General features: G+C 70.9%; 10 protein-coding genes. 6 read left to right on the top strand and 4 right to left on the bottom strand.

Annotation, left to right across the window (positions count from 1 at the left end; all coding sequences use genetic code 11):
• The first annotated feature begins 1 nt into the window (after position 1).
• The gene (locus tag AB6807_RS26865) at positions 2 to 4258 is read left to right on the top strand and encodes an OmpA family protein (RefSeq protein WP_371086942.1); all 4257 of its coding nucleotides are present in this window, start codon (positions 2 to 4) and stop codon (positions 4256 to 4258) included.
• 168 nt (positions 4259 to 4426) lie between these two features.
• Here the strand turns inward: AB6807_RS26865 and AB6807_RS26860 are convergent, their stop codons facing one another.
• A complete protein-coding gene (locus tag AB6807_RS26860) occupies positions 4427 to 5224 on the bottom strand; it encodes an IclR family transcriptional regulator (protein ID WP_286517058.1) in 798 nt (265 codons plus the stop codon).
• Between the two features lie 201 nt (positions 5225 to 5425).
• Between AB6807_RS26860 and AB6807_RS26855 the strand changes: the two genes are divergently transcribed.
• Both AB6807_RS26855 and AB6807_RS26850 read left to right on the top strand, forming a co-directional pair.
• The gene (locus tag AB6807_RS26855; protein WP_371086990.1) at positions 5426 to 6727 is read left to right on the top strand and encodes an MFS transporter; all 1302 of its coding nucleotides are present in this window, start codon (positions 5426 to 5428) and stop codon (positions 6725 to 6727) included.
• Positions 6728 to 6777: 50 nt separating this feature from the next.
• Positions 6778 to 7242, top strand: a complete 465-nt coding sequence (locus AB6807_RS26850; protein ID WP_286517056.1) for a type II 3-dehydroquinate dehydratase — start codon at positions 6778 to 6780, stop codon at positions 7240 to 7242.
• Here AB6807_RS26850 and AB6807_RS26845 read toward each other — a convergent pair.
• The 3 genes from AB6807_RS26845 to AB6807_RS26835 are packed head-to-tail and all read right to left on the bottom strand — an operon-like array spanning position 7231 to position 10327.
• On the bottom strand, positions 7231 to 7932 hold the full coding sequence (locus AB6807_RS26845; protein ID WP_371086941.1) for an aspartate/glutamate racemase family protein: 702 nt from the start codon (positions 7930 to 7932) through the stop codon (positions 7231 to 7233). The two genes, AB6807_RS26850 and AB6807_RS26845, sit on opposite strands and share 12 nt — an antisense overlap.
• Before the next feature lie 44 nt (positions 7933 to 7976).
• Positions 7977 to 8819: an amidohydrolase gene (locus AB6807_RS26840; RefSeq protein ID WP_371086940.1), complete on the bottom strand. Its 843-nt coding sequence runs from the start codon at positions 8817 to 8819 to the stop codon at positions 7977 to 7979.
• Between the two features lie 44 nt (positions 8820 to 8863).
• Entirely contained in the window at positions 8864 to 10327 is a 1464-nt protein-coding gene (locus AB6807_RS26835) for an MFS transporter (RefSeq protein ID WP_371086939.1), read from the bottom strand.
• Positions 10328 to 10578: 251 nt separating this feature from the next.
• Between AB6807_RS26835 and AB6807_RS26830 the strand changes: the two genes are divergently transcribed.
• The 3 genes from AB6807_RS26830 to AB6807_RS26820 all read left to right on the top strand — a co-directional run bounded on the left by AB6807_RS26830 (position 10579) and on the right by AB6807_RS26820 (position 15348).
• Entirely contained in the window at positions 10579 to 11946 is a 1368-nt protein-coding gene (locus AB6807_RS26830; RefSeq protein ID WP_371086938.1) for a dicarboxylate/amino acid:cation symporter, read from the top strand.
• A 134-nt stretch (positions 11947 to 12080) separates the two neighbouring features.
• Positions 12081 to 13970, top strand: coding sequence for an ATP-binding protein (locus AB6807_RS26825; protein WP_353506559.1), 1890 nt, complete (start codon positions 12081 to 12083; stop codon positions 13968 to 13970).
• A gap of 7 nt (positions 13971 to 13977) precedes the next feature.
• Positions 13978 to 15348, top strand: a complete 1371-nt coding sequence (locus tag AB6807_RS26820; RefSeq protein WP_116910773.1) for a sigma-54 dependent transcriptional regulator — start codon at positions 13978 to 13980, stop codon at positions 15346 to 15348.
• Positions 15349 to 15544: the final 196 nt, after the last annotated feature.

The raw sequence follows: 15544 nt of genomic DNA, 5'->3' as shown, positions 1-15544 counted from the left end.
CATGAGAAGACAGCTTCCGAAGCGCATGACCCTGGCCGGCGCCGTTGCCGCCGCCTGCCTGAGCATGGGCCTGGCCGCCGCGCAGGACACGGCCGTGCGCGGCCGCATGCTCGACCACGCCGGCGCCGACCCGCGCGCCGTGGAGATCGACGGCGCGCGCCGCCCGCCGCGCAGCAGCGAGCGCGAGCTGCCCAAGGCCACCTTCGTGCTCGGCGACGAGCGCGCGCCGGAGGCTGTTCAAGCCTTGCCCGTCGCCCTGCCTGCGACGCCCGCCGAACGCAACGACAGCGGCACGCCGCATTTCGATTCGGGCGTCGATGCGCTGTCGGACGCCGACCGCGCGCAGCTCGAGCGCATTGCCGCGCAGGTGAAGGGCCGCGACGGCCTGCGCTTCGAAATCGTCGGCCACACCGACACGCAGCGCCTGAGCGCGAAGTCGCGCGAGCGCTTCGCCGACAACCAGGCGCTGGGCCTGGCCCGCGCGCAGCAGGTGGGCCGCTACCTCACGCAGCGCCTGGGCCTGCCCGAGGCCGCCGCGTCGGCCAGCTCGCGCGGCCCCGACGCGCCCGTGGCCACGCCGGCCGCCGACCCCGCCAACTGGGCCGCCAACCGACGCGTGGAAGTGCGCGTGTACTGGCGCGACGCCGTCGTGGCGGTGGCCCCACCCGCGCCCGCACCGGCCGACCCCGGCGTGTGCCGCACCTTCACCGCCTTCGGCACCGACGACGCGCCGCTGCGCCTGAGCGTGGACGGCCAGCTGCTGTCGGCCGACGGCAAGCTGCCCGCGGGCGAGGGCACCACGAGTGCCGATCGCCAGCGCTGCGTCGACGTGCAGCTCGAGCGCAACCAGCTGCGCCTGCAGTACGACAACCTCTCGCAGCCGCGGCGCCTGAGCGCCAGCGCCTGGCCCACCACCGTGGTGGCGGGCGACACCGTGCGCTTTGCCGGCTACAGCAACTACCTGTTGTTCACCGGCAAGGCCGAGCTGCGCGTGTTCAGCGCCAACGACGTGATGCAGCGCCGCCTGGTCGCGACCGTGCCGCTGGACGCCGGCCTGCACGGCGAGTGGCAGGTGCCCGAGGCGCTGGCCGAGCGCCTGGGCGGACTGGGCGAGGGGGCAGCCGACGCCACCGCCAAGCTCTACTACCGCGTGCGCGTGTACGACCGCCAGGGCCGCTTCGACGAAACCGACGACCTGTCGCTCACGCTCGCGAAGCGCCACAAGCCGGAGACCGGCCTGCCGCCGGACCCCGCGCGCGAGCTGCTGCGCGGCTACGGCAACAACAACATCGCCATTGCCAACATTCCGTTGAGCGCGGGCACCGTCACCGCCAGCGGCGCGGCCATTCGCCCCGGCGAGAGCGTGCGCGCGCTGGGCTTCGCGGTGCCGGTGGACGACAACGGCCGCTTCGTGTTCCAGCAGCTGGTGCCGCGCCGCGTGCAGACCGGCGAGATCGCCGTCACCGACGCGCAGGGCGCCACGCGCGCCTACCGCCGCGACTTCGAGCTGCCCGCCAGCGACTGGTTCTTCGTGGGCCAGGCCGACCTCACCGTGGGCAGCAACAGCGTGAGCGGGCCGGCCGCGATCATGACCAACGACAAGAACCGCTACGGCGGCGGCGGCTGGAGCGAAGGCCGCATCGCCGGCTACGCCAAGGGCCAGCTGAACGACCGCTGGACGCTCACCGCCAGCGTGGACACCGAGGAGCGCCCGCTGAAGGAGCTGTTCCGCAACCTCGACCGCAAGGACCCGACCTCGCTGTTCAGGCGCTTCGACCCCGAGGACTCGTGGAGCACCTTCGGCGACGACTCCACCACCATCGAGGACGCGCCCACGCAGGGCCGCTTCTACCTGCGCGTGGACGACGGCCGCTCGCAGGCCATGTGGGGCAACTTCAAGCTCAACTTCGGCGACACCGAGCTCACGCGCGTGAGCCGCGCGCTGTACGGCTTTCATGGCCGCTATCTGGGGGAGGAATCGACCGCCTTCGGCGAGGCGCGCCTGAAGATCGACGCCTTCGCGGCCGAGCCGGGCACGCTGGCCGCGCGCGAGGAATTCCGCGGCACCGGCGGCTCGCTGTACTACCTGCGCAACCAGGACATCACGCGCGGCGCCGAGCGCGTGACGCTCGAGATTCGCGACCGCGACTCCGGCTTCGTGCTCAAGCGCACGCCGCTGGTGCCCAGCTCCGACTACGAGATCGACTACCTGCAGGGCCGCGTGCTGCTGTCCGCGCCGCTGCCCAGCCTGTCGGACGACGGTGCGCTGGTGCGCGCCGGCGGCTTCACCGGCATGCCGGCCTACCTGGTGGTGGACTACGAATACACGCCGCTGGCCACCTCGCTGGACACGCTGGCCGTGGGCGGGCGCGTGTCGTGGTGGGCCAACGACCACGTGGGCGTGGGCGTGACCGCGTCGCGGCAGGACCAGATCGGCGGCGACCAGCGCCTGGCCGGCGCCGACATCACGCTGCGCAAGACCGAGAACACCTACGTCAAGGGCGAGTTCGCGCGCAGCAAGGGGCCGGGCACCAGCCAGCTCGATTCGCTGGACGGGGGCTTCAGCTTCACCGGGCGCAACGGGTCGCTCGGCAACTCGCTCGGCAATGGCCCCACCGGCAACGCCAACGCCTGGCGCCTCGAAGGCCAGGCCGACCTGGGCGACTACGAGATCCGCGGCGGCGGCCGCGTGAGCGCCTATGCGCAGTCGCGCGACGCGGGCTTCTCCGCGCCGGGCCAGTACGCGAGCAACGCCACGCGCCAGGTCGGCGTGCAGGGCACGGTGCCGTTCGGAGAAAAGGGCGAGAACGGCGAGCTGCGCCTGAAGGCCGACCGCCGCGACGAGCGCGACGGCTACAACGCCAGCGTGCTCGACGCGCAGTACGCCGTGGCCCTGTCGCCCCACTGGAAGCTGGGCCTGGGCATGCGCTACGACGACAAGACCGGCGACGCGCTCATCACCAGCCCGTCGCTGCCCACCACGCAGGCCGTGACGGGCGAGCGCGCCGACGCCGCGGTGCAGCTGGAGTACACCGGCAGCGACACCTGGAGCGCCTACGGCTTCGCGCAGAAGACGCTGCGGCGCACCGGCACGCGGCTGGAGAACGACCGGCTGGGCTTCGGCGGGCGCTACCGCGTGAACGACAAGCTCGCGCTGCGCGGCGAGCTTTCCACCGGCGACGGCGGGCTGGCCGGCAAGGCCGGCGTCGACTACCAGTACGACGACCGCTCCAACCTCTACATGACCTACGTGGCCGACACCGGCCGCACCGACGAGAACCTCATCGGCCGCGGTGGCAGCCTGGTGACGGGCGTGCGCTCGCGCGTGGGCGACGGCCTCACGCTGTTCACCGAGCACCGCCAGGCCACCGGCACGCAGCCGGGCCTCACGCATGCCTACGGCGTGCAGTACGCGCCCGACACGCGCTGGACCTTCGGCGTGAACTTCGAGAACGGCTGGGTCGGCGCCGAGACGCTGGGCGCCACGCGCCGCGAGGCCGTGGCCTTCACCACCGGCTATTCGAGCGAGCAGCTGAAGTACAGCGGCGGCCTCGAATACCGCAAGGACCGCACCACGGCCGAGACCCGCACCAGCTGGCTGGTGAAGAACTCCTTCGCCTGGAAGGTGGACGACGACGCGCGCTGGGTCGGCAAGTTCAACTGGGCCGACAGCGACAGCACCACCGGCACGCTGGCCGCGGCCAAGTACACCGAGGCCATGCTGGGCTACGCGCTGCGCCCGGCCTTCAACGACCGGCTCAACCTGCTGTTCAAGTACACCTACCTGTACGACCTGTCCTCGCCGGGGCAGGTGGTGTCGGGCGGCATCGACTCCAGCCTGGGCACCGTCTCGACCACCGGCATCGACTACCAGCAGCGCAGCCATGTGTTCGCCATCGACGCCACCTGGGACCTGAACGAGCGCTGGACGCTGGGCGGCAAGTACGCCTGGCGGCGCGGCGAACTGCGCGCGAGCCGCGACAGCAGCGCGCCGTGGTTCAAGAGCTCGGCCGAGCTCGCGGTGCTGCGCGTGGACTGGAAGCTGGTGCGCAACTGGGACTGGATGGTCGAGTGGCGTACCCTGCGCGCACGCGAGCTCAAGGACCGCAAGAACGGCTGGGTCACCGCCGCGTACTACCACGTCAACGAGAACCTGAAGGTGGGCGTGGGCTACAACTTCACCGACTACTCCGACAACCTCACGGACATGAGCTACCGCAGCAAGGGCTGGTTCCTGAACGTGCTCGGCAAGTTCTGATGCGGGCGCAGCGACGCACCGGCGCGCGGCCGGAAGTGATGGACGCCCGGCGGGTCGGCGCGCGGTTCACGGGGCGGCTGCGAGGGCCGCTGCGCAGGCTGCCGGGTGGGGCGATGCAGCGAAGCGAAGTCGATCGCCTGCGCACGCTGAAGCCGGCGTGGCGCTAGCTCAGGCCTTGCCCAGCGGCGGCCTGGAGAACAGGCCCGACGAGCTGCTCATGGTCGCGAGCTCGCGCGCCGTTTCCAGCAGCACCGGGCCGAGGGCGTTCATGCGCTGCAGCCCCAGGCGGCTGCGCGGCCCCGCGAGGCTGATCACGCCCAGCGCCGCATGCTGGGGGCTGCGGCGCACCGGCGCCGCCACGGCCGACATGCCGGGCGCGAACACCTCGTCGATCATGGCGTAGCCGCGCACGCGCGCCGCGTGCAGAAAGCCCAGCAGGGCCTTCACCGTGACCGGTGCCTTCGGTCCGTATTCTTCCGGCGTGCCGAAGCCCTGCTTCGAGACCAGCGCCATCGCGTGTTCGTCCGACAGCGTCATCAGCCAGGCGTGGCCCGACGAGGTGCACGACAGCCGCGCGTTCATGCCCATGTCGGGGTCGTAGCGAAAGCCCTTGCGGTTGCCTTCGGCCTTCGCGACCCAGGTCAGGCGGTCCTGGTCGACGATGGACAGGCGCGCCAGCTCGCCCGAGCGCTCGGCCAGCGTCTCGATCATCGGCTGCGCGATGTCGACCAGGCCCGAGCTGCTCAAAAAGCTCAGCCCCAGCGCGGGCAGCTTGGTGGTCATGACGTAGTCGCCGCGCTCGCGAACCTGGCGCACGTAGCCGCGCGCCACCAGGTCGTCGAGCAGCCGGTGGCAGGCGCTGCGGGGGAGCTCCAGCGCATCGGCGATCGATGCCAGCGGCATGCCGTTCGCGCCGTGGCCCAGCAGTTCAAGAATCTGCAATCCCCGGTCCAGTGCCGTGCTCATCGGTGTGCCCCATCCTGCGATATGAAAGCCAATTCCAACCTGGAATGGCGTGCGCTCGCAAGCCCAACAATCGCTTCCGTCCTGCGGTGACGCGGGGCGATTGTCCCAAGAACCACACACAACAGAGACACGTACATGACCCCACACACTGCCGCGCAGGGCTATGCGGCAAGCCCGCCCCGCGCCGAGCCTGGCGACGCGATGGCCACGCGCGCCGTCACCGCGGCCACCATCGGCACCGCCCTCGAGTGGTTCGACTTCACGCTCTACGGCACGGTCGCGGCCACCATCCTGCCCAAGCTGTTCTTCCCTTCCATGGACCCGACCTCGGCGCTGCTCGCCTCGCTGGCCACCTTCGGGGTCGGGCTGGCGGCTCGGCCGCTGGGCGCCATCATCTGCGGCCACCTGGGCGACAAGCTCGGGCGGCGCAACCTGATGCTCGGCACCGTCAGCGTGATGGGGCTGGCCTCGGTGCTCATGGGGCTGCTGCCGACCTACGCGCAGATCGGCATCTGGGCGCCGGTGCTGCTCGTGCTGCTGCGCATCGTGCAGGGCTTCGCGCTGGGGGGCGAGTCGACCGGGGCGCAGCTCATGGCGCTGGAGCACGCCGACCCCGCGCGGCGCGGCAAGTACTCGGGGCTGCTGGGGCTGTGCTCGCCGCTGAGCCAGATACTGGCCAACGCCGTGTTGCTGCTGCTGTCGTCGGTGCTCACGCCGGAGGCCTTCGAGCGCTACGGCTGGCGCCTGCCGTTCATCATCAGCTTCGTACTGGTGATCGTCGGGGTGTACATCCGCCTGAAGGTCAACGAGACGCCGGCCTTCGTGCAGCTGCAGAAGACCCAGGTGGCGCAGGCCGGCAGCCCGCTGCGCGATGCGGTGCGGCTGCACCACCGCACCATCCTGCGGCTGATGTTCTTCTTCTGCGGGCCGGCGGCGCTGTTCTACCTGATCGTGGTGTTCTCGCTGAGCTACATCACCAAGGACCTCGGCGTGCCCAAGCAGACCGGCTTCATGCTGCTGATGGGCGCCAACGTGTGCGCCATCGTGGGCGCGCTGCTTGGCGGCATGCTGAGCGACCGCATCGGCCGGCGCAAGGCGCTGGCGCTGGGCTCCATCTGCACGCTGGTGATCCTGTTCGTGTACTTCGGCGTGCTCGCCACCAGGAGCTTCTTCCCGATGCTCGCGATCATGGGCCTCTTCCTGGGCTTCACGCAGTTCCAGAGCGGCATCCACCCGGTGTGGTTCGCGGAAGCCTTCCCGACCAACGTGCGCTACTCGGGCTCCGCCCTGGCCTACACCGGCGCCAACCTGCTCACCGGCGGGCCGATGCCGCTGGTGGCCGTGTGGCTGGTCAGCGTGTTCCACGGCTCGCCCTGGGGCGTGGTGGCGGTGTGCGCGGTGCTCAACGTGATCTCGCTGGCCATGATCCTCACGAGCCCGGAAACGCGCGGCATCGACATGAACCGGGTCGACCCGGCGAGCGCGGTGGGCGGCCCGCGCTGAGCGGCGCCCGGCCCGCGGCCCGCCGACTCCCCACCTTCCAGGAAACAAGAATGCGCACCGTCTTCGTCCTCAACGGATCGAACCTCAACATGCTCGGCAAACGCGAGCCCCACCTGTACGGCACCACCACGCTGGCCGAAGTGCAGCAGCGCACCGAGGCGCTGGCCGCCGAACTCGGCCTGCAGTGCGTGTTTCGCCAGACCAACAGCGAGTGCCAGCTGATCGAATGGCTGCAGGAGGCCTTCGAGCGCGATGCTGCGGTGATCATCAACCCCGCGGGCTTCTCGTTCGGCTCCATTCCCGTGCTCGACGCGGTGAAGCTGGTTCGCCGGCCCGTGGTGGAAGTGCACATCACCAACATCCACCGGCGCGAGCCGCAGTACCGGCACTCGCTGGTCTCGCTGGCGGCCACGGGCGTGATCTGCGGGCTCGGCGTGGGCGGCTACCTGCTGGCGCTGCGCGCCGTGGCCGAGGCGCTGGACGCGACCGGGCCCGAGGCTGCGTCAGGCGGCTGAAGCGGTCGCGCGGCGCAGCGCCGCGCGCGCCAGCAGGCGCGTCGAGTCGAGCGTGGGCAGCGCCGAGTTGCCGTCGTTCAGCACCAGCGGCAGCTCGGTGCAGCCCAGCGCCACCGCGTCGCAGCCGCGCGCCTTCAGCCCGTCGATCATGCGCTGCAGCACCGCGGTGGACGCGGGGTTGAACACGCCGCGCACCAGCTCGTCCATGATGATGCGGCCCAGCTCGGCGCGCTCCTGCGCGTCGGGGTTCACGGCCTCCAGGCCGGCCGCGGCGAGCGCCCGCGGATAGACCTCGCTGTCGACCAGCCAGCGCGTGCCCAGCACGCCCACGCGGCGCAATCCGCGCGCGGCCGCTTCCGCCGCCACCACCTCGGCGATGTGCAGCCAGGGCAGCGGCGAGCGCTGCAGCACCAGATGCAGGGCCTGGTGGATGGTGTTGTCGGGGCATACCAGAAAGTCGGCGCCCGCCGCGGCCAGCTTCGCCGCGGACGACAGCATCAGCTGCGCCACGCCCTCGAGGTCGTCGCGGTCCAGGCAGTCGACATAGGTGGCGAGCGAGTGCGTGTGCACCGACACCTCGGGGTGCGCGTGCGCCACGCCCATGAAGGCGGCGCCTTCCACGCAGAGCGTGCGGTAGCACAGCGCGGCGCCTTCGGCCGAGCAGCCCACCACGCCGATGTGCAATGCCATGGGTGTTTCTCCTGGACGGTTGAACGTTGCGAACGCTGGAGCGGTCAGGCGCCCGTGCCGAAGCCGAAGAGCCGCGCCGGCGTGTCGTGAAGGATGGCGCGGCGGTCGGCCTCCGACGGCACGCTGCGCGCCAGCGTGGCCAGCAGCACGCCGTAGTCCAGCCGCCGGGTCGCGCGCACGTGCGGCCAGTCGGAGCCCCAGACGCAGTGGGCGGGGCCGAAGGCGGCGAGCAGCGCGGCGGTGAAGGGCTGCGCGTCTTCGCAGGGCAGGGCCTCGCGCGAGAACTTGTCGTAGCCCGACAGCTTCACCGCGCAGCGCCCGCTGCCGCCCATGCCGAGCAGGGCCTGGAAGCCGGGGCTCGACAGGCCGCGCGCCACGTCGGGCCGGCCGTGGTGGTCGACCACCAGCTGCGCGCCGCAGCCCATGAGCCGCGGCGCGAGCGCGGCCATCTGGTCGCCCTCGACCTGCACCTGCACGCACAGGCCCAGCGCCGCCATGCGCTCCCACAGCGCGTCCGCGTCGGCGTAGTGGGGCAGGCCCAGCAGCGCCATGTTGAAGGCGATGCCCACCACGCCCTGCGCCTGCAGCTCCTGCAGCTGCGCGGTCGATGCGTCGTTGCCGACCACGGCGATGCCCTTGAAGCGGCCCTGGCCGTGGCGGATGGCGTCGAGCATGCAGCGGTTGTCGTTGCCGTAGCCCGAGTTGGGGCCGACCAGCAGCGCATGGCGCACGCCGTAGGCGTCCATCACCTGCGCGAAGTACGCGGCCGTGGCGATCTCGCCGCCGGCGGGCTCGTAGAACACGCCCGGCGTGTACGGGAACGACGCGGGGTCGAACAGGTGGCAGTGGCAGTCGATCTTGGGCGTGGAGAAAAGAGAGGCGTCCATGGCGCGATTTTCTCGTTGTTCTATTCGTTGTTCTTCTCGTTGCTCTATCTGCGGCTCGACACCGCCAGCCCGGCCTCGCGCTCCAGCCGCAGGCACATCAGCATGGCGATGGCCATCAGCGCGGCCACCACGTACCAGGCATGGTGAAAGTCCACCAGCTGCACGGCCGGCGCGTCGCGCAGCGCCTTCGACGCGCCCAGCACCATCGCGCCCAGCGCCACGCCGAGCGCGAGCGACACCTGCTGCAGCATGGTGCCCAGCGTGCTGGCACCGGCGCGCGCGCTGTCGGGCACGTCGGCGAAGGCCAGGGTGTTGATGGCCGTGTAGTTCATGGAGCGCGCCATGCCCGCCACGAACAGCAGCACGCAGATGCCCGGCAGCGGGTCGCCGGGCGACAGCAGCCCGCAGGCGAACAGCGTGGCGGCGCAGAGGGCGCCGTTCACCGTCAGCACGCGCCGGAAGCCGAAGCGGCGCAGCACGGCGGTGGTGGCGCTCTTCATGACCAGGTTGCCGCCCATGTACACCAGCAGCATCGAGCCGGCCTGGAACGCCGTCATGCCGAAGCCGATCTGGAACATCAGCGGCAGCAGGAAGGGCGAGGCGTTGATGGCCACGCGCGAGACGAAGCCCGCCGTCGCGGTGGCGATGGCGTAGGTGGGCACGGCCAGCGCGCGCAGGTCGAGCATGGGCGCCGCGGCCCGCCGCGCATGGCGCACCGCCAGGGCGGCGGCCACCGCGCCGGTGGCCAGCAGGCCCAGCGTGGTGGCCGAGGTGGGGTGCGCTCCGCCCAACCGCGTGAGGCCCTCGACCAGCGCGGCCAGCGCCACCGCGGTGAGCACGAAGCCCGCCAGGTCGAAGCGGGTGCGGGCCACGTCGGTGCGGCGCGGAAAGAGCCGCATGATCAGCAGCAGCCCCACCAGCCCCAGCGGCACGTTCAGCAGGAAAATCCAGCGCCACGACGCATGCGTGGCAATGAGCCCGCCCAGCGGCGGCCCGAGCACCGGCGCGATGAGCCCCGGCCAGGTGATGGTGCCGATGGCCTCGATGAGCCGGTGCTTCGGGGTTTCGCGCAGCACCACCAGTCGCCCCACCGGCGACATGAAGGCCGCCGCCGCGCCCTGCAGCACGCGCGCCGCCACCAGCGCGCCGAAGGTGGGCGCCAGCCCGCACAGCAGCGAGGCCACGGTGAAGGTGCCCACCGCCAGCGCGAACACCCGCCGCGCCCCGAAGCGCCCGGCGCACCAGCCGGCGGCCGGCACCAGCGCGGCCATGGCGATGAGGTAGACCGTGACGGCCAGGCTGGCGTCCAGCGCGCCGATGCCGAAGCCCGCGCCAATGGCCGGCAGCGCGGTGACGATCACGGTGGCGTCCAGCGTTTCCATGAAGAAGGCGGCCGCCACGGTGAGGGCGATGCGCTGGGACGCGGTGTCTTTCGCCCCGGCGGCCGCTCCGGCTCCAGCGCCGGCTCCAGCGCCGGATTCAGCGCCGGCTTCGTCGTTGTCTTTCATGCGCGCAAGTCTGACACCGCAGTCTTACCTGGGGTTTTCCCTTGGGCATCGGTCCGGCGGATCGGACGGGCGCGGCGCGCGCCATCCGGTTCGTCGGCGCGCGGGCGGCGGCGCGGGCCTGCCGGGCCTCATGAAATCAACGACTTAGCGCGCTTCGCGGCCCTGGCTGGCGGTGGCATATCGATTGCTGAGCCCCTGGGCCGACCGCATCGCCCGATGCGGCGCGCCGCCTTGCGACTGGAGACACACCAATGAGCACCCCCGTGGAACACCCGCCCCAATCACCGACACCCAAGCCCTTCTACAGGTCCCTGTACTTCCAGGTCATCACGGCCATCGTGCTGGGCGTGCTGCTGGGCCATTTCTGGCCCGACACCGGCGCCTCGATGAAGCCGCTGGGCGACGGCTTCATCAAGCTGATCAAGATGATCATCGCGCCCATCATCTTCTGCACGGTGGTGGTGGGCATCGCCGGCATGGAAGACATGAAGAAGGTCGGCAAGACCGGCGGCCTGGCGCTCTTGTACTTCGAGATCGTGAGCAGCATCGCGCTGGTGGTGGGCCTGGTCATCATCAACATCGTGCGGCCCGGCGCGGGCATGAACGTGGACGTGAGCCAGCTCGACACCAAGAGCATCGCGGCCTACACCGGCCCCGGCAAGATGCAGAGCACCACCGACTTCGTGCTCAACATCATTCCCAACACGCTGGTGGACGCCTTCGCCAAGGGCGAGATCCTGCAGGTGCTGCTGATCGCGGTGATGTTCGGCTTTGCGCTGCACAAGTTCGGCGGCCGCGGCACGCTGGTGTTCGACGTGATCGAGAAGGGCTCGCACGTGCTGTTCGTGATCGTGGGCTACATCATGAAGCTCGCGCCCATCGGCGCCTTCGGCGCCATGGCCTTCACCATCGGCAAGTACGGCGTGAGCTCGCTGCTGCAGCTGGGCCAGCTGATGGCCACCTTCTATGCCACCTGCCTGCTGTTCATCTTCGTGGTGCTCGGGGGCATCGCGCGCTTCCACGGCTTCAGCATCTGGAAGTTCATCAAGTACATCAAGGAAGAGCTGCTCATCGTGCTGGGCACCTCGTCCAGCGAGTCGGTGCTGCCGCGCATGATGGCCAAGCTGGAGAACCTGGGCGCCAAGAAATCGGTGGTCGGGCTGGTGATTCCCACGGGCTATTCGTTCAACCTGGACGGCACCTCGATCTACCTGACGATGGCCGCGGTGTTCATCGCCCAGGCCACCAACACCGACATGACCATCACCCAGCAGCTCACGCTGCTGGCGGTGCTGCTGCTGACCTCGAAGGGCGCGGCCGGCGTGACGGGCAGCGGCTTCATCGTGCTGGCGGCCACGCTGTCGGCGGTGGGGCATGTGCCGGTGGCGGGGCTGGCGCTGATATTGGGCATCGACCGCTTCATGTCGGAGGCGCGCGCGCTCACCAACCTGATCGGCAACGGCGTGGCCACGCTGGTGGTCGCCAAGTGGACCGGCGACCTCGACACCGTGCGCATGCACCAGCACCTGAACCAGGAAAGCACGGCCGAGGCCGACGAGCCCGAGCGCGTGCTCGACGCCACCGAGGCCCACATGCCCGGGGCGCCCCGCCGCGCCTGAACCGGAAGGCTGGGCCGGCGCCTGAACCGGCGCCCCGAGCCCGCAAGCGGGCCTCCGGGCGCCTCGTCCCGCATCGCTGGGGTCATCGGGCTGCCACCGATGCGGGCGGCTTGCCCTTGTGCAATAACGCTCCCATGAATTCAAGGGAGCCGGTTCGCCGTTTCGATGCGCCTGTGGACCCTCCCAGGGGCTGGCGCGGGTTGCCGCGCTGGCTCGGCGCGCTGGCCCTGGTGGCGGTGGCCGCCTTCGCGGGCCACCAGCTGGCCCTGCAGAACGGCCTGGCCCGCCTGCGCGAGGCCGCCGACCACCGGCTGGACATGCTGGCCACCGGCCTGGACGCCGACCTGGCCCGCTTCGACTACCTGCCCGCGCTGCTCGAGATGACGCCCATCGTGCCGGCGCTGCTCGGCACGCCGGCCGACACGCAGCTGCGCGACGCCGTCAACCGCTACCTCGACGGCGTGAACGCCACCGCCGGCGCCGAGATGCTCTACGTGCTCGACGCCTCGGGCACCTCGCTGGCCGCCTCCGACTGGGACAAGCCCGGCACCACGCTGGGCCAGGACCTGTCGTTCCGCCCCTACGTGATCGACGCGCTGGGCCAGGGCCGCGGGCGCTTCTACGGCGTGGGCATCACAAGCAAGCGGCCGGGCTACTACCTGTCGTACGCGCTGCGCCGCGGCCAGCCGCAGCGCGGCGTGGTGGCGGTGAAGGTCAACCTGGAAGAGGCCGAGCGCGCCTGGCGCAAGCTGCCGGGCGACGTGGCGCTGATCGACCAGCGCGGCGTGGTCATCCTGGCCACGCGCGAAGACCTGAAGTTCAGGCCGCTGCTGCCGCTGGACGCGCTGCAGCGCGCCGAGGTGCTGCGCTCGCGCCCCTACGGCGAGGCCGCGCTGCGGCCGCTGCAATGGACGCAGAAGGAGTCGCTCGACCGCGACGTGCAGGTCATTTCGCTCGACGGGCGCGACCAGCTCGCCTCGGCCCGCACCCTGCGCGGCGCGCCCTGGCAGCTGGTGGTGCTGGACGACCTGGCGCCGGTGCGCGTGGCCGCGCGCAACACCGCCATCACCGCCGCGCTGGCCATGACGGTGCTGCTGCTGCTGGCCGTGGCCCTGTGGCAGCGCCGCCGCGCGGTGCGCCAGAAGCTGGCCAACCAGGCCGCGCTGCAAACGGCGCACGACACGCTCGAGTCGACCGTGGTGGCGCGCACCGCGCAGCTGCGCGCCGCCCAGGGCGAGCTGGTGCACGCGGGCAAGATGGCCGCGCTGGGCCAGATGTCGGCCGGCGTGGTGCACGAGCTCAACCAGCCGCTCACGGCCATGCGCACCCTGTCGGAAAGCGCGGGCATCCTGCTGGAGCGCAACCGGCTGGAGGACGTGCGCGGCAACCTCGAGCGCATCCGCAACATGGTCGACCGGCTGGCGCGCCTGACCACGCAGCTGAAGACCTTCGCGCACAAGAGCGAGCTGCCGCTGGTGCCGCTGCTGCTGTCGCAGGCCATCGCCGACGCGCAGGTGATCGTGGCCGACGCGCTGAGAAAGCAGCGCGTGACCCTGCAGGCCGATGTGCAGCCGCCCACGCTGAGCGTGATGGCCGAGGAGGCCGCGCTGGGCAGCGTGCTGGCCAACCTGATGCGCAACGCCATCGACGCCATGCAGGACGCGCCCGTGCGCACGCTGCGGCTGGAGGCGCGCGCGCAGGGCGGGCGCGTGCTGCTGAGCGTGACCGACACAGGCCCCGGCATCCACCCCGACGTGCTGCCGCGGCTGTTCGAGCCCTTCGTCACCCGCAAGCCCGCGGGGTCGGGCCTGGGCACGGGGCTGGGACTGGGGCTCGTCATCTCGGCACAATTGGTGCGGGCCATGGACGGCACGCTGCGCGCGGCCAACCTGGAGACCGGCGGAGCGTGCTTCGTGGTCGACCTGCCCGCGGCGCTGGTCGCGGCGCACGGCCCGTCCGTGCCGGGCGGTGCCCTGATCGGCGCCCCGTTCGGCGCCCCCTTTTCCATCGAGCAACAGGAGTGACCCCCAAGTGAGCGAAGCCCCCGCCATCCGGGTGATGCTGGTCGAGGACGACGAAGACGTCCGCGTCAGCACCACCCAGGTGCTGACCCTGGCCGGGTTCGAAGTCGAGTCCTTTCCCAGCGCCGAGCGCGCGCGTGCGCACATCGGCTTCGGCGTGCCCGCCATCGTGGTGAGCGACGTGCGCCTACCGGGCATGAGCGGCACCGAGTGGCTGCCCGAGCTGCACCAGGCCGACCCCGAGCTGCCCGTGATCCTGGTCACCGGCCACGGCCACATCGCCATGGCGGTGCAGGCCATGCGCGAGGGCGCCTACGACTTCATCGAGAAGCCCTTCGGCTCCGAGCGGCTGGTGGCCATCGTGCGCCACGCCATCGAGCGGCGCGCGCTCACGCTGCAGGTGCGCGCGCTGCGCGACGCGCTGGAGAACTGGCAGGGCATCCAGTCGGTGCTCATCGGGCGCTCGGCGCAGATGCAGCAGGTGCGCCAGACCGTGAAGACGCTGGCCGAGACCTCGGCCGACGTGCTGGTCTACGGCGAGACCGGCACCGGCAAGGAGCTGGTGGCGCGCTGCCTGCACGACCACAGCGCGCGCCGGCGCCAGCACTTCGTGCCGCTGAACTGCGGCGGCCTGCCCGAGGCGCTGGCCGAGAGCGAGCTGTTCGGCCACGAGGCCGGCGCCTTCACCGGCGCCAACCGCGTGCGCGTGGGCAAGTTCGAGTACGCCAGCGGCGGCACGCTGTTTCTCGACGAGATCGAGAGCATGCCCATGGCGGTGCAGATCAAGCTGCTGCGCGCGCTGCAGGAGCGCAGCATCGAGCGCATCGGCTCCAACAAGACCATTCCCTTCGACTGCCGCGTGGTGGCCGCGAGCAAGGACGACCTGAAGGACATGAGCGACCGCAAGCAGTTCAGGGCCGACCTGTACTACCGCCTGGGCGTCGCCTTCATCGAGCTGCCGCCGCTGCGCGAACGGCGCGAGGACATTCCGCTGCTGTTCGAGCACTTCACCCTGCAGGCCGCCAGCCGCTACGAGCGCCCCGCGCCGCTGCTGAGCAACGCCCAGCTGGCCGACCTGATGGCCTACGCCTGGCCCGGCAACGTGCGCGAGCTGCGCAACGTGGCCGACCGCTTCGTGCTGGGGCTGCTGGGCGAGCGCCTCACGCAGACGCGCGGCGCCGGCGGTGGCATGGAAGGCACGCCCGCGCTGCCGCGCGCCTTGCCGCAGCAGGTGGAATCGTTCGAGCGCGCGGTCATCGTCGAAGAGCTGCGCCGCCAGCGCGGCGACCAGCCGGCCACGGCCGCCGCGCTGGGCATCGCCCGCCAGACGCTGCACGACAAGGTGCGCAAGCTGGGCGTGGCGGTGGACGAGTTCAAGTAGCTCGCCCCCCGGCGCGCCCAAAAACCCCAGCTTTCGAAGCGCTATTGAGCGGGCCGAATTCAATTCGGCGCCGCTATTCGGTCGCGTGTATGCAATTTCGTTTCAGGGATTGCACTTATTACAAATTCGAGGATGGGAATTCGTGTCGGACAAATGCTGACATCTACGGTAATAAAGTATTACTTTTCAGTGGATT

Source organism: Variovorax sp. RCC_210 (assembly GCF_041355175.1).
Lineage (GTDB): Bacteria > Pseudomonadota > Gammaproteobacteria > Burkholderiales > Burkholderiaceae_C > Variovorax.
This window is presented reverse-complemented; position numbering and strand designations above follow the sequence as displayed.